Here is an 18,652-nt window from a genome sequence, read left to right on the forward strand (position 1 = left end):
GCCCAGGTCTTCACCCCGTTCAGGATCCAGTCGTCGCCGGAGCGGACGGCGCGGGTGCGGATGGCTCCCGGTCACCGGCCCCGGCCAGGCGGGTCACCGGCTCACGGCATCCCGCGACGGCACAGGCGGGTCACCAGTGCACGCGGCGGCCCTGGCTCGGCCGGCTCTGCCGGTTGGCCCGGTCGACGGCCGTCACGTAGTAGCAGGCGTTCCTGGTGCCCGCCGGGTCCACCCAGCGCAGGTGCCGCTCGGCGGGGACGACCGCGACCAGGTTGCGGGCGTCGGCGAAGTCCTCGGGCCCGGCCTGCCCGTCGATCCGGAAGATCGCGTACTGGAACGGGACGTCCTTGCCCGTGGCGACGGCGCGCAGCTCGACGCCCCCGTCCACCCTGCGCGCCCAGGTGATCACGGGGCGGCGCGGAGCCTCGCCGTCGGCGAGCCGGGGCAGCAGCGGGCCGAGGGCGGGACGCGTGTAGTGGTCGTTGACGACGGTGGTGACCGAGCCGAGCCGGTCGTCGCGCACGTCGCCCGAGTTGTACCAGATGTCGCCACCGACCTGCGGGTGGTTCCGGTTGAGGGTCAGGTGCCTGGTGAGCTCGTCGGGCTGGAACCACTGGGCGGGCTGCCCGGCCGCCCCCGCCTTGTAGGCCGCCTGGCCGATCCAGAGCTGCGTGGTGGTGCCCGCCGCCACGTCGGACCACCAGGGGACCAGCTTGGCGTAGTCGGCGTTCGACTGGCCGATGTACCAGTAGAGCTGCGGCGCGATGTAGTCCAGCCAGCCCTTCTTGACCCAGCCGCGGGTGTCGGCGTGCAGGTTGTCGTATGACTGGCTGCCGCCCGTGTCCGAGCCCAGGGGGTCGGTGGTCCTGTTGCGCCAGATGCCCGAGGGGCTGATGCCCCAGGCGATCTCCGGCTTGGCCTGCCGTACCCGCTGCTGCATCTCCTGCACGAGCAGGTCGACGTTGTTGCGCCGCCAGGCCGCGAGGTCGGGAAAGCCCTGACCGTACTTGGCGAAGGCCGCGCTGTCGTCGAAGGCGGGGGTGTTGACCGGGTAGAAGTAGTCGTCGAAGTGGAGGCCGTCGATGTCGTACCTGGTCACCGCGTCCATCATGGCGTCCTGCACGAACGCGCGGACCTCGGGCATGCCCGGGTTGTAGTAGAGCTTGCCACCGTAGGGGACGATCCAGTCGGGGTGCTTGCTGCCCGGGTGGTCCGGGTGGAGCTTGGCGGGGTCGGACTGCATCGACACGCGGTAGGGGTTGAACCACGCGTGGAAGGCCAGGCCCCGCCGGTGCGTCTCCTCGACCAGGAACGCCAGCGGGTCGTAGCCGGGGTCCTGGCCCTGGGTACCGGTCAGATACTGCGACCAGGGCTCGAACGGCGAGGGCCAGAAGGCGTCGGCGGTCGGCCGGATCTGCACGAACACCGCGTTCAGCTTGCGGGCCTGCGCCAGGTCCAGCCAGGCGAGATACTCGGCCTTCTGCTGGTCGACGGTCAGCCCCGTCTTCGACGGCCAGTTGATGTTGACCACGGAGGCGATCCACATGCCGCGCATCTGGCGCAGCGGCGGCGCATACTCGGCGGAGGAGGAGGCGAAGGCGGGCAGCGGCACGGCGCTCGCCGCGGCGGCGAGGGCGAGGCCGCGCAGGACGGTGCGTCGGGTGGGTGAGCTCATACGGACTCCAAGGGGGGTGTTGCGCCCCTGGCCGTTCCTGACCGCTCGGCCGCGCGGCCGCGGGCAGCGCAGCCGGAGGCCGTTGAACGGACGCGGAGCCGGTCAGGGGGATCACGGGGTCTCGACGGCGAGAATGGCAGAAAGTTACTTTCAAAGCAATGATGATGAAAGAAAGTGTCATTGATGTGTAACCTGCCCCGAGACGTCTCCGGCGAGAAGGTGCCCTCATGACTCACCACAGCCCCACCCTGGCCCGGCTGGCCATGACCGTGCTCCAGCCCGGCTTCGACGGCACCGCGCCGCCCGACTGGCTGCGCCGGGCGCTCGGCGAGGGTCTCGGCGGTGCCGTGCTGTTCGCCCGCAACCTCACCGATCCGGCGCAGACCGCCGGACTCGTCGCCGGGCTGCGCCGGGAGAATCCGGCCGTGGTGGTCGCGGTGGACGAGGAGGGCGGGGCGGTCACCCGGCTGGAGGCCAGGACCGGCAGTTCCTGGCCGGGCAACCTGGCCCTCGGCGTGGCCGACGACGCCGGACGGACCGAACGGGTCGCCCGCGAGATCGGCCGCCTCCTCGCCGCGGCCGACATCACCCTCGACTACGCCCCCGTGGTGGACGTCAACGCCAACCCCGCCAACCCGGTGATCGGCATCCGCTCCTTCGGCCCGGACCCCGAGCTGGTGGCCCGGCAGTCCGTCGCCTGGATCACGGGCCTGCAGAGCGCCGGGGTGGCCGCCTGCGCCAAGCACTTCCCCGGCCACGGCGACACCGTCACCGACTCCCACCACGCGCTGCCGACCGTGCACGCCTCCCTCGAACTCCTCCGGGAGCGCGACCTGCCGCCGTTCCAGGCGGCCGTGAAGGCCGGCGTGCGGGCCGTGATGTGCGGCCACCTGCTGGTGCCCGCGCTCGATCCCGGCAACCCCGCCACCCTGAGCAGGCGCGTCCTGACCGGCCTGCTCCGCGAGGAGATGGGCTTCGACGGGCTGCTGGTGACCGACGCGATCGAGATGGGCGCCGTCGCCGCCCTGCACCCGCCGGGTGAGATCGCGGTCCGCGCGCTGGCCGCGGGGGTGGACGCGATCTGCGTCGGGGTGTCCTCCCCGGGCGGGGAGAGCGTCTACGCGCTGCGAGACGCGATCGTGGAGGCCGTGCACGACGGGAGGCTGCCCGAGGAGCGCCTGGCCGAGGCGGCGGCGCGGGTGCTGGCCCTGGCCGGCTGGCACGCCGGGCAGGCCGCCGCGCGGACGCGCGGGGCGGACGGAGCCGGAGACGCCGGAAGGGCGCATGGGACGGAAGGGGCCCTCGACGCGGGAGGCCCGCGTGGCGCGGCGGACATCTCCGACGCGGGAGAGGCGCGAGACCCGCGGGCGGAGGGCGAGGAGCTCGGCATGGTGGCGGCCCGCGCGGCCATGCGCGTGGTCACCGCCACGGGCGCCGCGCCCGCCCGGCCCGTCCTCTCCCGGCCGCCGCTGGTCCTCGACATCGCCCCCCGCCTGAACCTGGCGATCGACCCCGCCACCCCCACCGGCCTCGTCGGCGCCCTCACCGAGCTGCTGCCGGGCACCAGCGGGCACACCGTCGCCGGCGAGACGGCCGAGCTGCCCGACCTGTCCGACGACGGGCGCCCGCTCGTCCTGGTGGCGCACGACGCCCCCCGCCACGCGTGGGTCAGGGACCTGCTGGCGCGGGCCGTACGGCGGCGCCCCGACGCGATCGTGATCGAGACCGGACTGCCCGGCGAGCCCATCGGCGCGGTGTATGTGGCCACCCACGGCATTTCCCGGGTTTCGGCCCGTGCCGCAGCCCTATGGCTGACCGGCGGCCAATAGGCTTGATCCCGACAGAAGAGGTGCCCGAATGAACGACCAAGACGGCCCCACCCCCGTGAATCTGGTGGCCACGGTGAGAGCGGTCCTGCCCTCCCTCACCCCCGCGGCTCAGGCGATCGCCAGGCTCATCCTGGACGACCCTGGGATGGTCGCGCGCAGCACGATCACCGAGTTCAGCGCGGTCTCCGGGACGAGCGAGGCCACGATCGTCCGCACCGCCCGAGCCCTCGGTTTCGCCGGCTACTCCCAGCTCCGCTTCGCCCTGGCCGCCGCGGTGGCCCGGGAGGAGCCGGAGCGGCTCGTCCCCGGCGACCTGGGGCCCGACGACCCGCTCACCGACGTGATCGCGAAGGTCACCCGGGCCGAGTCCGAGGCGCTGGCCGACACCGCGGCGCAGCTCAACCCCGACCGGCTGGGCACGGTGGTGGAGGCCATGACCGCCGCCCGCCGGGTGGACGTCTACGGGGTCGGCGCCTCCGGCCTCGTGGCGGCCGACATGGCGCAGAAGCTGATGCGGATCGGCCGCTCCAGCCATGCCTTCACCGACGCGCACCTCGCGCTGACCAGCGCGGCGCTGCTCGGGGAGGGCGACGTCACGGTGGGGGTGAGCTGCACCGGCGAGACCCCCGACGTGATCGCGCCCATGCAGGTCGCGCACAAGGCGGGCGCGACCACGGTGGCGATCACCAACAACCCGCGGTCCTCGCTGGCCGAGCTCGCCGACCACGTCCTGGTCTCGGCCGGCCGGGAGACGGCGTTCCGCCCCGGCGCGCTGGCCAGCCGGATCAGCCAGCTCCTGATCGTGGACTGCATCTTCGTCGGCATCGCCCAGCGCACGTTCGAGACCTCGGACGCGGCGCTGCGGGCCACCAGGGGCGCGCTCGACGAGTTCATGGCCGACACCCGCCGCCGGAACAGGTGACGCCGGCCCCGCCGCGCCAGGCGGGGCACGGACGTCAGGCCAGGCGGGGCCGGCGTAAGGCCAGCGGAGCTCGGACGTCAGGCCAGGCGGGGCACGGGCGTCAGGCCAGCCGCAGCGCCTGCGCGGCGACGGCGTGCCGCAGGTCGCGGATGCCGGCGCGGCCCCGGAGCGGGTGGACGTTGTTGGTCAGCAGGACGGCCGTCAGGGCCCGGCCGGGATCCACGACGAAGGCGGTGCCGGTGAAGCCGGAGTGCCCGTAGGCGGAGGACAGCGGGCCGACGACGGCGGGGTCGCCGATCCGCAGGCCCAGCCCCTGGCCGAACGCCGCCCCCCTGACACCCTGGTCACGGGTCATCTCCGCGACCGTGTCCGGGCGCAGGATCGGGGCCCCTCCGGTGCGCAGCGCCTCGGCGAACCGCAGCACGTCGTCGGCCGTGGAGAAGATTCCGGCGTGCCCGGCGACCCCGCCCAGGCCGTGGGCGGTCTCGTCGTGGACCTCGCCCCGCACGCATCCGGAGCCGGCCCGCTCGGGCTTGTCCTCGGTCGCGGCGATGCGGTGACGCAGCGACGGCGCGGGCCGGTATCCGGTGTCGTCCAGGCCGAGGGGGCCGGTGACGCGGGCATGGAGCAACTCGTCGAGGGGCGCGCCCCCGGCGAGCTCGGCGATCCGGCCCGCCATGATCATGCCGACGTCGGAGTAGAGGTGGAGCTCACCGGCCGGGTGCGGCGGCGGTGTCGAGAGGACGCGCTCCAGGCGGGCGGCGAGGACCTCGGGCCCGTCTCCGGGGAGCTCCTCGTGGGCCCGGCGGCCGGGCGGCAGGCCCGCGGTGTGGGTGAGCAGGTGCCGGACAGTGGCCCCGGCGGGCCCGGCGGGCAGCCAGGCCGAGACGGGCCCGTCCAGGTCGAGCCGGCCCTCCTCGACCAGCGACAGGATGACGGCCGTCGTGAAGACCTTGGTGAGCGACGCGAGGTCGAAGATCGAGTCTCGCCGGACGGCCGGGCGGTCGGCCAGGAGGTCCCCGGAGGCGCCCGCGTACCGTACGAGCTCCCCCTGTGCCGCGGCGGCGGCCGTGGCCCCGTCCACGGCGATCACGGCGACCGCCGCCGAGCAGACGTCCGGCACCGCCGCCGCCAGGATCGCGGCCAGCGCCGCCGAGCCGTCGAGGGCGGCCGCCCTCCCCGATCCCCCGCCCGCCCCACCGGGACGGCCGGCGGCCCCGCCGGACCCGTCACCCGGCCCCGCGGGCGGCCCGGCGGCACGACCGCCGGACCCGCCGCTCAGCCCCGGCCCGGCAGGCACCCCGGCGGGGCCGCCGGACGTCCCGGTGGCCCCGCCGGAGCCGTCAGGCACCCTGCGCCTCTCCGGCGGCGAGCGCCGACTCCAGCCGGTCGCCGTGGGCCTGCAGCAGGAGCTGGGCGTCGTCCGGGCCGAGACCGCGCTCGATCATCAGCACCGCGACCTTGACGTGCCATCCGGCCGCCTCCAGGGCGGGCCGGGCGACGGACAGGTCCGCGCCGGTGATGTCGCGGACCATCCGGGTGGCCCGGTCGGCGAGCTTGGAGTTCATCGCCGACACCTCGATCATGGTGTTGCCGTAGGTCCGGCCCAGCCGGACCATCGCGATCGTGGAGATCATGTTGAGGACCAGCTTCTGCGCGGTCCCGGCCTTGAGCCTGGTGGAGCCGGTCACCACCTCCGGGCCGACGATCACCTCGATCGGGTGCAGCGCCGCGGCCGAGAGCGGGGCTCCGGCGTTGCACGACAGCCCCACGGTGAGGGCGCCGCGGCGGCCGGCCTCCGCGAGCGCGCCGAGCACGTACGGCGCCCGGCCGCTGGCGGAGACGCCGACCACCGAGTCGAGCGCGCCCACCTGCCGGTCGGCGATCGCCGCGGCTCCCGCGTCACCGTCGTCCTCGGCGCCCTCGACGGATCTGGTCAGCGCGGGCTCGCCGCCCGCGATGATGCCCTGCACCAGCTCCGGGTCGGTGCCGAAGGTCGGCGGGCACTCGGAGGCGTCCAGCACGGCCAGCCGGCCCGACGTCCCCGCCCCCACGTAGAACAGCCGCCCCCCGTCCCGCATCCGGGCGGCGATCGCGTCGATCGCGGCCGAGATCGCCGGGATCTCCACGGCCACCGCCGCGGGCACGGTGACGTCGGCCGCGTTCATCAGCCGGGCGACCTGCTCGGTCGAGAGCCGATCGATGTCGCTGTAGCGCGGATCACTCTGCTCCGTTGACAGGCTTGCGAGTGGATCAATCATGTCGCCCCATGTCGCTAATTTTCATCTCCTACTTCTATTATGCAAATTTTCTTCGGACAATGGAGCCATGTCTTACGTACGCACCGGAATCGAGCGGCTCGCCGCCGATCCCGGCCTCCTCCACGGCGACCGGATCGGCCTGATCACCAACCCGACCGGCGTCCTGCCGGACCTGACGCCCGGCGCCACGGCGCTGCGGGCGGCGGGAGTGCCGCTGACGGCGCTGTTCAGCCCCGAGCACGGGATACGGGGCACGGCGCAGGCCGGCTTCGGCGGGCAGGAGAGTCTCGACCCCACGACCGGGCTGCCGGTCTTCGACACCTACGACAAGGACGGCGGCCCGCTGGACGACCTCGTGGCGTCCTCCGGGGTCGACACGCTCGTCTTCGACATCTCCGACGTCGGCACGCGTTTCTACACCTATGTCTGGACGATGCACGACCTCATCGCCTCGGCCGCACGGCTCGGCCTGCGCTTCGCCGTGCTCGACCGGCCCAACCCCATCGGCGGGACCCTCGCGGAGGGCCCGCTGCTCGACCCCGCCTACGCCGGCCCCGTGGGCCGGGCGGCCGTCCCGGTACGGCACGGCCTCACCGCGGGCGAGCTCGCCGTCCACGTCAACCGCTCGATCGGCGCGGACCTGCGGGTGATCACCATGGAGGGCTGGCGGCGCGACACCCCCTTCGAGGCCACCGGCCTGCCGTGGGTGATGCCCTCGGTGAACATGCCGACCAGGGAGACCGCGCTGGTCTATCCGGGCACCGGCCTGTTCGAGGGCACGAACCTGTCGGAGGGACGCGGCACCACCAGGCCGTTCGAGCTGGTCGGCGCCCCCTATCTCGACGGCAGGTTCGCCGCCGGGCTCAACGGCCTGGGCCTGCCGGGCGTGCGCTTCCGCGACACCTGGTTCACCCCGACCTTCCACAAGCACGCGGGCCTGGCCGTACGGGGGGTCCAGCTCCACGTGCACGACCAGGGGGCGTTCCGGCCCGTGCTGACCGGCCTGTCGATGCTGCACCTGGCGCGGTCGCTCCATCCGGAGGACTTCGCCTGGCACAGCGAGGACGGCAGGTCGTACTTCATGGACCAGCTCTGGGGCTCGGATTCGCTGCGGCACACCATGGACGCGGGCAAGGACCCGGCGGACCTGTGCCCGCCCCCCGTCTCCCCGGAGACCTGGCTGGACGGCGGGCCCCTGCTCTACCCCTGACATCAGAGCGTCACCGCAGGTCGCGGCGGTAGAGCCAGAAGACCCGCTCGGCGTGCGCGCCGACCGCCCGGGAGTAGAAGCCCAGCGGCCCCACCCAGGAGATCTGCGCGCTCGCCAGGCCCGCCTCCCGCTGCTCGGCGAGGCAGCGGCGCAGCAGCACCCGGCCGACGCCGAGTCCGCGCGCGGCCGGGGCGGTGCCCATCGGACCGAACCAGGCGGGCCGGGACCCCCAGGCGGCGAAACCGAGGATCTGCCCGTCCCGAGAGGCGTAGTGGCAGCCGCTCGCCTGCGCGGCCTCCCACGCCCAGTTGTCGTTCCAGTGCTCCCGGACGAAGTCGAGCACGGCGGCGCGCTCGCCGGGGCCGGCCGCGTGCACGGTGACGCCCTTGTCGGCCAGCCGCAGGAGGTCGGCCTCGGTGGACAGGTCGGCGGACAGGTCCGCGGTCATGTTCCAGGCGACGTTGTAGCGCTCGTAGCCCAGGCTCTCGGCCAGGCAGGCCGCGGCGGTGTAACGCACGTCGATGCCCGGCCAGGCGTAGCAGGGCGGGTTGCCGGCGAAACGGGCCTCGGTGACCCCCTCGGCCCGCAGCCACTCCTCGGCCGCGGCGACCAGCGCCCGCCCGCGCCCCTCGCCCTGGGCGCCGGGGCGCACGGCCAGCAGGTCGATGTGCCCGGCGGAGCCGTCCCGCGCCGACACCGAGGCGAACAGCACGGCGTCGAGGTCGTCGGTCACCAGCGCCGTCCAGCGGCGCTCCAGGGGCGGGTCGGAGAGCCTGGCCACCAGCCGTGGCGCCTCGGCCGCGTCGAGGACGAGCGCGGCCCCGGCGACCTCGCCGATCGCGGCGGCGTCGGCGGCGGTGGCCCCGCGGATTGCCCGCACGGCCCTCACCCGAGCCCGAGGGGGGTGGCGACGACGCTGCGGCGCTCGGGGTGGAAGCAGGCGTGCTCCTGCGGGAAGCCCTCTCCCCGGCCGAGCAGCGGCTGCTCGGACTCGCAGCGCTCGGTGCGGAACGGGCAGCGCCGGGCGAACAGGCAGCCCGCGTCGTGGTGGCTCTCGTTCAGCGCCTCGGTCGGCACCACCGGCTGCTCGCCCGGCCGCTCCAGGCCGTGCAGCACCGGGATGGCCGACAGCAGCGACTGCGTGTAGGGATGGACGGGGTCGGAGATGATGGTGTCCACGTTGCCGCGTTCGACGACCTGGCCCCGGTAGATGACGTAGAGCTCGCCGTCGTCGCCGATGTAGCGCGCGGTCGCCACGTCGTGGGTGATGAACAGCACGCTCACCCCGAGCCGCTCGCGCAGGTCCTTCAGCAGCGCCAGGATGCCCAGCCGCAGCGACACGTCGATCATCGAGACGGCCTCGTCGGCGACGAGCATCTCGGGGTCCACGGTGAGCGCGCGGGCGATCACGACGCGCTGGCGCATCCCGCCGGAGAGCTGGTGGGGGTAGCGCGGCAGCACGTAGGCCGGGTCGAGCCCGACCAGCGCCAGCAGTTCCTCGGCCCGTCCGTCCACCCACGAGCTCGGACGGCCGGTCTGCCGGGCCCGCAGGGCCAGGGGGGCGTTCAGCGTCTGGTGGATCGTGCGGGTCGGGTTGAGCGCCGAGTAGGGGTCCTGGTGGATGAGCTGGATCCGGCGGAAGTACGGCTGCCGCCGGCGCGGCTTGAGCGACGACATGGCGACGCCGTCGATGGTGATCTCGCCGGAGTCGTGGCTCTCCAGGCCGGCGATGATCCGGCCCAGCGTCGTCTTGCCGCAGCCGGACTCGCCGATGAACGAGACCGCCCCGCCCTTCTCGATGGCGAAGTCGACGCCGCGCAGCGCCTTGACCTCCCGGCCGGCGAGCACGCTCCCCCGCTGTCTGAAGGTCTTTGTGATGTTCTGCCCCGTGATCACGGTTGCTCCCCCCGTCCTTCATGTACCCCGGCGGCGCTCTGCGCTCCCACGACCTCCGGCACTTCCACCGGTGCCGGGGCGGCCGGCCGGTCCCCGGCGGCCGCCCCGGCACCGGCCTCGACCGCGTGGCAGGCCACGATCGACGTCCCGGAGACGACGACCGGCGGCCGTTCCGTCTCGCAGACGTCCATGCGCAGGACGCACCGTTCCCTGAACACGCATCCCTGCGCCGGGATCGTGCCCAGCGTCGGCGGGCGGCCCGGCAGGGCCCGGGCCTCGTCGATGTCGCCCAGCAGGCGCGGGATGGCCCGCAGCAGGCCCTGGGTGTAGGGGTGGCGGGGCGCGCTCAGCACCTCCATGGTCGGGCCCTGCTCCACCACCTGCCCGCCGTACATGACGGCCAGCCGGTCGGCGACCTCGGCCACCACGCCGAGGTCGTGGGTGATGACCAGCGTGGTGAGCCCGCGCTCCTGGTGGACCTCGCGGACGATCCGCAGGATCGTCGCCTGGGTGATCATGTCGAGCGCGGTCGTCGGCTCGTCGAGCACGACGAGGTGGGCGTTGAGCACCAGCGCGAGCATGATGCCGACCCGCTGGCGCATCCCGCCGGACAGCTCGTGCTGGTGGGAGTCGAGGACCCGCGCCCCGTCCATGCCCATCCGGCCGAGCAGGTCCTTGGCGTCCCTGACGAGCCCGCGCAGGTCCGCCACGTCGTGCGAACGGCCCAGGTCGAGCAGCTGCTTGCCGACCGTCTTGAGGGGGTTGAGGGAGTTCTGCGCGGCCTGGAAGACGTATCCGATGTGCCGTCCCCTCGCCTTGCGCAGCTCCTCGCCCCTCAGCTTCACCACGTCGCCGAGGCCGTCGATCTCCACGCTGCCGGCGCTGATCCTGCCGGGCGACTGGACGGCGTTGAGCAGTGACAGCGCCAGGGTGGACTTTCCGGAGCCGGACTCGCCGACCACCCCGGTGATCGTGCCGGACACGAGTTCCAGGTCGATCCCGGAGATCGCGGGAAGCTCGCCGGCCGGTGTCCGGTAGACGACGGACAGGCCGCTGACGCGCACTCCCGGCGCCTTCTTCTCAGGGGTCACAGACACCCGTTACTCCTCACGCAGCCGGGGGTTGAAGATCTCGTCCATGGCGTCGACGACGAGCACGATGCCCAGGGTGAGCAGCAGGATCGCCAGCAGCGGCGCCATCAGGTACGGCAGCGCGGCGGGCGAGGACATCGCGCCGCCCCCGAACACGGCGAGGTTGAGCATCACGCCCCAGTTGTTGGCCTCGAACGGCAGCACGCCCAGGAAGAACAGGCCCACCTGCGCGTAGACGGCGCCGGTGACGGCGATGAGCATGTTCATCGCGACGAAGGGGGCCATGCTGGGCAGCAGTTCCCTGCCGATGATGTGCGTCGTGGACAGGCCGAGCCCCCTGGCCGCCTCGATGAAGCCGCGCTCGCGCAGGGACAGGGTCTGCGAGCGCACGGCCCGGGCCACGCCGCCCCAGCCGAGCAGGCCGAGCACCAGGCCCATCTCCAAGGCGCTGGTGAACTTCCAGATGGTCGACAGCACCAGCAGCAGCGGCAGGCCGGGGATGGTCAGCTTCATGTCGGTGATCCGCATGAGCACGGTGTCCCAGCGCCCGCGCCGGAACCCGGCGAACAGCCCGATCGCGGCGCCGACCACCACCGTGATGACGGCGGTGACCAGGGCGGTCAGCAGGACGTACCGCGATCCGGTGACCAGCAGCGCGAGCACGTCGGTGCCCTCGAAGTCGGTGCCGAAGGGGTGCTCCCAGCTCGGCGGCGCGTACAGGGCGGCGGTGTCGCGCGGCAGCGGGTCGGGATAGAACATCGGCCCGAAGACGCCCATGAACGCGAACCCCAGCACGATGACCATGCCGACCATGCGGCTGGGCTTGCGCTTCAGCACGCGCCAGACGCCGCGCCAGAAGTTGCGCCGCAGGGCCGCGCGGCCGCCGCCCGCGGCGATGACCGGTGCCGTCATCGGGCCCCCTCCCCACTCCGCACCCGCGGGTCGATCACGCTGTAGAACAGGTCCGCCACGATGTTGGCGACGACGATCGCCACGGTGATCAGCAGGAACGCCCCGCCCATCAGGGCGTAGTCACGGTTGTTGATGCCGTCGATGAGCATCAGCCCCAGGCCGGGGTAGTTGAAGATCCGCTCGATGAAGATCGCGCCGCCGAACAGCATGCCCAGTGACAGGGCCAGGATGGTGAACAGCGGCAGGATCGCGTTGCGCGCCACGTAGCGGAAGACGATGCCGCGCTTGATGCCGCGCAGCTCGGCGGCGAGGATGAAGTCGTCGCCGAGGACGGTGACCACGCTCGACTTCATCGCCAGGATCCAGCCTCCGTAGGAGGCGAGCGCGTAGGTGAGGACCGGCAGCGTCGCGTACTCGATGAGCGAGCCGATGTATCCGGCGTTGAAGCCCGGCTCGAACATGATGTCGGCCGTGCCGCTCGTGGGCAGGATCGGGATCAGCGTCGTGAAGACGGCGCCCAGCAGCAGGGCGAGCACGTACTGGGGGACGCCGTGCAGGAGCGACCCGGAGATCGCCAGGACGTCGCCGAGTCTGCCCGAGCGCCTGATGGCGGCGTAGACCCCCATGACGACGCCGATCAGGAAGCTCAGCAGCGTGCCCGCCAGCACCGGGAGAACGGTCCATTTGGCGGCCGAGAACAGCACGGTCGACACGCCCACGCCCGGCACCATCAGCGACTGGCCCAGGTCCAGGCGGAGCAGGCCGGACATGTAGTCGACGTACTGCTGCCACAGGCTGCCGGTCGGCGCGAAGCCGTAGAGGACCTCGACGGCCCGCTGCGCCGCGGTGGGGGACATGCCCTGCTCGACCAGCTTCTCGTACCGGGCGGCCATGGGGTCGCCGGGGACGCTCCTGATGACGAAGAAGCTGACCGTGGTGACGACCAGGACCATGACGAGCCCGCGGGCCAGGTGACCCGCGAGCCTTCGTGCGAACATCGTCATGTGTTACTGCTTCTTCTTGACCATGCCGAGCTGGATCCACACGCCGGAGGGCTGGCGGAGCAGGTCGCTGTCGTTCTCGGGGAAGCCGGTGAAGCGGTTGGTGTTGACGAACTGGGTGTTGACGTAGTCCCAGAGCTGGACCACCGGCAGGTCCTGGTTGGCCGCCTTGGCGAGCTGGCCGATGATCTTCTTCTGCTCGTCGCCGGAGGCGGAGTTCAGCTTGGCGGTGAGCTCACCGGGGTTGACCTTGGCCCCGTCGACCTCGATGGTCTCCGGGCCGCCCATCCAGTTGCCGTTCTTGCCGGGCTCGGCGTGCTTGAGCTTGCCGCCGAGGATGGACCAGCCGTTGGAGACGCCGTAGAGGCGCTGGTAGATGTTGTACGGCGCGGGGCCGAGCGCGATCAGCCAGAACCCGACGTCATACTTGCCCTCGGCGAGCTCCTTGAGGTAGAGCGGGTAGTCGGCGGTGGTCACGACCTCGGCGTCGATCCCGGCCGCGGTGAGCTGGCTGGTGACCGCCTTGGCGCCGGAGATCCAGTCGGAGAACGGCGCCGGGACGTTGACGGTGAACTTCCACGGCGTGCCGTCGGGCAGCGTCCACTTGCCGCCCTCCTTCTTCAGCCCCGCCTCCTTGAACTCCTCCTCGGCCTTGGCCACGTCGAGCTTGTACGGCTCCAGCGCGGCGAGGTCGGCGCCGAGCCACTCCGCGGCGGGCTTCTGGTGGATGCCGGTGGTGGTGAGCGCCGGGGTGCCGCCCTCCGGTGAGGCGATCTTGGTGACCTCGTCCCGGTTGATCAGGTAGGCCAGGCCGCGCCGCACGTGCACGTTGTCGTAGGGCTTCTTGGACTGGTTGAAGGCCATGCCCAGCGACACCGGCGAGTAGCCCTTGACCACCCCGTTGCCCTGGGTCGTGGTGATGCGCTTCATCACGTCGGCGGGCACGGCGGTGAACGGCGCGTTGTCGAGCTTGCCGGCGATGAGGTAGTTCCAGATCTGCTCGTTGCCGGTGTAGTTGAGCAGCTTGACCTGGTCGGGCCCGACGTTCGCGGCGTTGTAGAAGTTCTTGTTCTTGACCAGCAGCGCCTCGCTCGGGTTCATCCGCTCCAGCGTGAACGGGCCGGCGGAGACGTCCTTGGGCGGGGCGAAGGCGAGGACCTTCTCCGACAGCGCGGTGATCTCCTCGCGGGCCTTCTCGGCCTCGGCCCCCTCGCCGCGGGCGGCCTTCAGCTTGTCCCAGAAGTCGGCGGGCAGCACGCTGCCCCAGACGTGCTGGGGCACGATGTAGCTGTCCATGACGCCGCGCACGAACGTGACGCTGGGGTTGTCCATGTCCTGGGTGATCTTGACGGTCTTGTCGTCGACCACCTCGACCTCGGAGGCGGCGCCGGCCGCGCCCGGGTCGATCGCGAAGGCGGTGCTGCCCTGCGTGTATGCCAGGGCGATGGAGAACTTCACGTCCTCGGCGGTGACCGGCTTGCCGTCGGACCACTTGTTGCCCGGGTGCAGGTGCAGCGTGATCGAGGAGTTGTCCGGCGCGATCTCCCAGCTCGCCGCGATGCCCGGGTAGAACTGGTTCGGGTCGGTCAGGTGGTTCTTCGACCAGGCGATCCGCATGGCGTTGTACCCGATGAAGGCGTTGCCCTTGGGGTTCCATGGGTTGATAGGGCCGTTGACGTCGAGGCCGGGCTTGAGGCCGTCGATCGTGGTGTAGAGACCACCGCCGCTGCCGCTACCGCCCGCCGCGGGCTTGTCTCCGGTACTGCCGCTGCACGCCGTGACGGCGGCGAGGCCGAGCAACGCCGCTACAGCTGCCAGTCGCTTCATGAACCGCTCCGTGTGGATCTTTCGAGGCCGGGAACCCGGGGTTGTCCGGACCCTACGGTCGGCCGGCGAGTCGCGTCAATAATCTCCACACGTTGTGAGAATCCTGTAACTTTCCTTCACCGTTCATCCGCCGACCGTTGACGCCGTCTCCGCGTAGATCCGGGCGCCGTCGGCCTCGCCTTCCGAGCCATCGGGACACCATCGGCCTCGCCTTCCGAGCCGTCAGGACACCATCGGCCTCGCCTTCCGAGCCGTCAGGACACCATCGGCCTCGCCTTCCGAGCCGTCAGGACACCATCGGCCTCGCCGCCCGGGTGTCGGGACCGGTCTTGGCCTAACGGACAAACAACTCCACCACTCTTGAGGAGAACAGACGAATTCCCTCACCTCCGGCCTGTCATACCGTCGCGGTAATCACATATTGGAGGGTTGGCACGTGTCCGTTGATCTCCATCACCGCGCCGTCGTCGCGGACACCCACAACGATCTACTCATGGCGGTCGCCGCGCGTCCGCCGCGGCGGTGGGCATCGTTCTTCCGTGAGCGCTGGCTGCCGCAGTTGCGGGAGGGCGGGGTGGACCTGCAGGTGCTGCCGGTCTTCATCGACGACCAGTACCGGCCCGAGGGGGCGCTGCGGCAGACCTTACGCATGATCGAGTGCGCGCACGTCCTGGCCGAGGGCAACGCCGACGCGGTCCGGCTGTGCGCCGACGGCGCCCAGATCGACGCCGCGCTGCAGGAGGGGAGGATCGCCCTGGTGCTGGCGCTGGAGAGCGCCCCGGGCCTGGACGCCGACATCGAGCTGCTGTCCACCGTGCACCGGCTGGGCGTGCGGGTGGCCTCGATCGCGCACTGGGGCCGCACCGCGCTGGCCGACGGCAGCGGCGAGGACGCCACCGGCAGCAGGCTCACCGCGGCCGGGGTGGAGGCGGTGCGGGAGATGGAACGCCTGGGCATGATCTTCGACGTGTCGCATCTGAGCGCCTCCGGGGTGGAGCACGTGCTGGAGCTGGCCACCCGCCCGGTGATGGCCACCCACTCCTCGGCCCGCGCCCTGCGCGACCATCACCGCAACCTCACCGACGACCAGATCCGCGCGATCACCGCGACCGGCGGCGTGATCTGCGTCAACTTCGTGCCCAGCTTCCTGTCGGAAGACCCCTCGGACTTCACCGTCGAGCGGCTGGTGGACCACATCGAGCACGTCGCGGCCGTCGGCGGGATCGACCACGTCGGGCTCGGCCCCGACTTCGTCCGCGAGGTCATGAACGACGTCACCCCGCCGTGCTGCGAGGACCTCGGCTACGGGGAGATAGACCCCATGGCCGTCCTGCCCGGACTCGACGGACCCCGAGGTCTGCCCCTGGTCACCGACGCCCTGGTCGGACGGGGCATCCCGGAGGACGACATCCTCAAGATCCTCGGTGGCAACGTGCGGCGGCTGTTCCACGCCGAGCTGGGCAGGCCGGCGTGAACCTGGACGTCATGCTCGGAGACCTGGAGGAGCTCGTCGTCTGCGAGTCGTTCTCCGCCGACCACGAGGCGGTGGCCCGCAGCGCCCGGGTGGTGGCGGACCAGGGGCTGCGCAGGCTCGGCGCCCGTCCGGAGACCATCGAGATCGGCGGGGTCGCCCACCTGCGGTGGAGCTTCGGCACCCCCCGGGTCCTGCTGGTCGGCCACCACGACACGGTCTGGCCGATCGGGACGCTGGCCACGCATCCCTGGTCGGTGCTGGACGGGATCGCCCGCGGGCCGGGGGTCTTCGACATGAAGGCCGGACTGGTGCAGATATTTCACGCGCTGGCCGCGCTGCCCTCCCTGGACGGGGTGTGCGTGCTGGTCACCGGGGACGAGGAGGTCGGCTCGCTGACCTCGCGGACGCTGATCGAGGAGTCGGCGCGCGGTTGCGCGGCCACGTTCGTGCTGGAGGCCAGCGCCGACGGCGGCGCCCTCAAGACCGCACGCAAGGGAACCTCCAACTACACGGTCACCGTGCACGGCAAGGCCGCCCACGCGGGACTGGAGCCGGAGAAGGGCGCCAACGCCGCCATCGAACTCGCCCACCAGATCCTCGCCGTCTCCCGGATCGCCGACCGGGTGAACGACGGAGCGGCACCGGCCGGGCCGGACGGCCTGGGACCGGCCACGGTGACGCCGACCGTGCTGTCCGGAGGCACCACCGTCAACACCGTGCCCGCGCTCGCCGCCGTGGAGGTGGACGTGCGTGTTCCCACCCTCGTGGCGCAGAACCGGGTGGACGAGCTGATGAGGGCCCTGTACCCCAGGCTCGCCGGGACCCGGCTGGAGGTGGGCGGAGGGCCGGAGCGGTCGCCTCTGGAGGAGGCCTCCTCGGCGCGCCTGTTCGAACTGGCCTGCCGGATCGCGAAGGATCTGGGCATGGAGCCGCTGCAAGGAGCGGCCGTGGGAGGCGCGTCCGACGGCAACTTCACCGCGGGAGTCGGCTGCCCCACCCTCGACGGCCTCGGCGCCGTCGGCGGCGGCGCGCACGCCGCCCACGAGCACGTGGTCGTCGCCGAGATGCCCGGCCGTACGGCGCTGCTGACCGGCCTGGTCCAGGCGGTGCTCGGATGAGCGATGTGACGCTCCGCGAACTGCACTCCCTCGAGGAGTTCGCGGACGCCGTCCGGTTGTTCGACGACATCTGGAACCCCGAGCCCGGCAAGCGGCCCATCACCGTCGAGCTGATGCGCGCGCTGTCGCACGCGGGCAACTACGTGGCCGGGGCCTACCGGGACGACAGGATCGTCGGCGCGTCGGTGGGCTTCCTCGGCACGCCCGCCGGACAGGTACTGCACTCCCACATCACCGGAACCCGCGGCGGGCGCGGCATCGGGTTCGCGCTCAAGCTGCACCAGCGCGCCTGGGCGCTGGAACGCGACCTGAACCGGATCACCTGGACCTACGACCCGCTGGTACGGCGCAACGCCCACTTCAACCTGGCCAAGCTCGGCGCCCGTCCCGAGGAGTACCTGCCCTCCTTCTACGGCGTCATGGGCGACGCGATCAACACCGGGGACGAGTCGGACCGGGTACTGGCCGTCTGGCGGCTGACCGAGCCGCCCGCTCTGGACGCCGCGCAGGGCGTGCCGTGCCGGCCGCCGATCCCGCCGGGCGCGCTGACCGGGCTGTCCGAACGCGACGGCCGCCCGGTCGCCGGCCGGACCGACGGCCGGACGGTGCTGGTCGCCGTCCCCGCCGACATCGAGGCGCTGCGCCACACCGACCCCGCCACGGCCACGGCGTGGCGCCACGCCCTACGCGACGTGCTGGGCGGCCTCCTGCGGGAGGGCGCCCGCGTCACCGGCTTCCACGACAAGTCCTGTTACGTCGTGGAGCGGAACGCTTGACCTCCTCGATCGGCGGCGGACGATCCGGCACGGGTCCCAGGACCCCCCTGAGCGAGCCGCCGGGCCGACGGGGCCTCACAAGGGCGCGGCGCGAGCCGCGCGGCAATCGAAGAACGGGTCCGCCTGACGGCGGCGACATGGGAGGGAGAAGCGGCGCAAGCCGCACATCATTATGAAGATCACTGGAGTCGAGCTGCGACGGATCGCGATGCCGCTGGTCGCGCCGTTCCGCACCTCGTTCGGCACCGCGACCAAACGTGACGCGCTCCTCGTACGGGTCGTCACCCCCGAGGCCGAAGGCTGGGGCGAGTGCGTGGCCATGTCCGACCCCCTCTACTCCCCCGAGTACGTGGACGGTGCCGCCGACGTCCTGCGCCGCTTCCTGATCCCCGCCCTGCCCGCCCACCTCGACGCGCACCGCGTCAACCACGCCCTGCGCCCCTTCAAGGGCCACCCGATGGCCAAGGCCGCCCTGGAGACCGCCGCCCTGGACGCCCAGCTCCGCATCGGCGGCCAATCCATGGGCTCCTTCCTCGGCGCCACCGCCGACCGGGTGCCCTGCGGCGTGTCGGTGGGCATCATGAACTCCGTCCCGGAGCTCCTGGACGCCGTCGGCGGCTATCTCGCGGAGGGCTACGTCCGGATCAAACTGAAGATCGA

At 72.2% G+C, this 18,652-nt stretch carries 15 protein-coding genes and 1 pseudogene; 7 read left to right on the forward strand and 9 right to left on the reverse strand.

The window, feature by feature from the left end; all coding sequences use genetic code 11:
- Positions 1-130: 130 nt before the first annotated feature.
- Positions 131-1,675, reverse strand: a complete 1,545-nt coding sequence (locus ACWDS7_RS34730; protein ID WP_451932696.1) for a glycoside hydrolase family 10 protein — start codon at positions 1,673-1,675, stop codon at positions 131-133.
- A gap of 227 nt (positions 1,676-1,902) precedes the next feature.
- Here ACWDS7_RS34730 and ACWDS7_RS34735 point away from each other — a divergent pair, with 227 nt between their 5' ends.
- Together ACWDS7_RS34735 and ACWDS7_RS34740 are read left to right on the forward strand one after the other, a co-directional pair.
- The gene (locus ACWDS7_RS34735) at positions 1,903-3,504 is read left to right on the forward strand and encodes a glycoside hydrolase family 3 protein (protein ID WP_451932697.1); all 1,602 of its coding nucleotides are present in this window, start codon (positions 1,903-1,905) and stop codon (positions 3,502-3,504) included.
- Positions 3,505-3,532: 28 nt separating this feature from the next.
- A complete protein-coding gene (locus ACWDS7_RS34740) occupies positions 3,533-4,426 on the forward strand; it encodes a MurR/RpiR family transcriptional regulator (protein WP_306869620.1) in 894 nt (297 codons plus the stop codon).
- A 100-nt stretch (positions 4,427-4,526) separates the two neighbouring features.
- Here ACWDS7_RS34740 and ACWDS7_RS34745 read toward each other — a convergent pair whose 3' ends face one another.
- A complete protein-coding gene (locus tag ACWDS7_RS34745) occupies positions 4,527-5,777 on the reverse strand; it encodes a serine hydrolase domain-containing protein (protein WP_451932698.1) in 1,251 nt (416 codons plus the stop codon).
- The gene (gene murQ, locus ACWDS7_RS34750) at positions 5,770-6,687 is read right to left on the reverse strand and encodes an N-acetylmuramic acid 6-phosphate etherase (protein WP_451932699.1); all 918 of its coding nucleotides are present in this window, start codon (positions 6,685-6,687) and stop codon (positions 5,770-5,772) included. Before murQ ends, ACWDS7_RS34745 begins: the two co-directional genes overlap by 8 nt.
- Before the next feature lie 67 nt (positions 6,688-6,754).
- Here murQ and ACWDS7_RS34755 point away from each other — a divergent pair, with 67 nt between their 5' ends.
- Positions 6,755-7,897 carry an exo-beta-N-acetylmuramidase NamZ family protein gene (locus ACWDS7_RS34755; protein ID WP_306869615.1) on the forward strand — a complete coding sequence of 381 codons (1,143 nt, stop codon included), beginning with the start codon at positions 6,755-6,757 and terminating at the stop codon, positions 7,895-7,897.
- Between the two features lie 10 nt (positions 7,898-7,907).
- On the opposite strand, the gene ACWDS7_RS34760 is transcribed toward ACWDS7_RS34755, so the two are convergent.
- Genes ACWDS7_RS34760 through ACWDS7_RS34785 form a run of 6 tightly spaced genes read right to left on the reverse strand, consistent with a single transcriptional unit; the run spans position 7,908 to position 14,624 of the window.
- Positions 7,908-8,777: a GNAT family N-acetyltransferase gene (locus ACWDS7_RS34760; RefSeq protein WP_451932700.1), complete on the reverse strand. Its 870-nt coding sequence runs from the start codon at positions 8,775-8,777 to the stop codon at positions 7,908-7,910.
- Positions 8,778-8,782: 5 nt separating this feature from the next.
- Positions 8,783-9,793, reverse strand: a complete 1,011-nt coding sequence (locus ACWDS7_RS34765; RefSeq protein ID WP_451932701.1) for an ABC transporter ATP-binding protein — start codon at positions 9,791-9,793, stop codon at positions 8,783-8,785.
- The gene (locus ACWDS7_RS34770) at positions 9,790-10,890 is read right to left on the reverse strand and encodes an ABC transporter ATP-binding protein (protein ID WP_451932702.1); all 1,101 of its coding nucleotides are present in this window, start codon (positions 10,888-10,890) and stop codon (positions 9,790-9,792) included. The genes ACWDS7_RS34765 and ACWDS7_RS34770 overlap by 4 nt, the downstream gene beginning before the upstream one ends.
- A 3-nt stretch (positions 10,891-10,893) precedes the next feature.
- The gene (locus tag ACWDS7_RS34775; RefSeq protein ID WP_306869603.1) at positions 10,894-11,796 is read right to left on the reverse strand and encodes an ABC transporter permease; all 903 of its coding nucleotides are present in this window, start codon (positions 11,794-11,796) and stop codon (positions 10,894-10,896) included.
- A complete protein-coding gene (locus tag ACWDS7_RS34780; protein WP_451932703.1) occupies positions 11,793-12,794 on the reverse strand; it encodes an ABC transporter permease in 1,002 nt (333 codons plus the stop codon). The genes ACWDS7_RS34775 and ACWDS7_RS34780 overlap by 4 nt, the downstream gene beginning before the upstream one ends.
- 9 nt (positions 12,795-12,803) lie before the next feature.
- Positions 12,804-14,624 carry an ABC transporter substrate-binding protein gene (locus ACWDS7_RS34785; protein WP_451932704.1) on the reverse strand — a complete coding sequence of 607 codons (1,821 nt, stop codon included), beginning with the start codon at positions 14,622-14,624 and terminating at the stop codon, positions 12,804-12,806.
- A gap of 436 nt (positions 14,625-15,060) precedes the next feature.
- Here ACWDS7_RS34785 and ACWDS7_RS34790 point away from each other — a divergent pair, with 436 nt between their 5' ends.
- The 4 genes and pseudogenes from ACWDS7_RS34790 to ACWDS7_RS34805 form a co-directional block, all read left to right on the forward strand.
- Positions 15,061-16,098, forward strand: a complete 1,038-nt coding sequence (locus ACWDS7_RS34790) for a dipeptidase (RefSeq protein WP_451932705.1) — start codon at positions 15,061-15,063, stop codon at positions 16,096-16,098.
- Positions 16,095-17,216, forward strand: coding sequence for a M20/M25/M40 family metallo-hydrolase (locus ACWDS7_RS34795; RefSeq protein ID WP_451932706.1), 1,122 nt, complete (start codon positions 16,095-16,097; stop codon positions 17,214-17,216). Before ACWDS7_RS34790 ends, ACWDS7_RS34795 begins: the two co-directional genes overlap by 4 nt.
- Positions 17,213-17,992, forward strand: coding sequence for a GNAT family N-acetyltransferase (locus ACWDS7_RS34800; RefSeq protein ID WP_451932707.1), 780 nt, complete (start codon positions 17,213-17,215; stop codon positions 17,990-17,992). Before ACWDS7_RS34795 ends, ACWDS7_RS34800 begins: the two co-directional genes overlap by 4 nt.
- Positions 17,993-18,164: 172 nt before the next feature.
- A pseudogene (locus ACWDS7_RS34805) lies at positions 18,165-18,652 on the forward strand (o-succinylbenzoate synthase); the annotation flags it as partial.

Source organism: Streptosporangium sp. NPDC003464, from assembly GCF_053588315.1.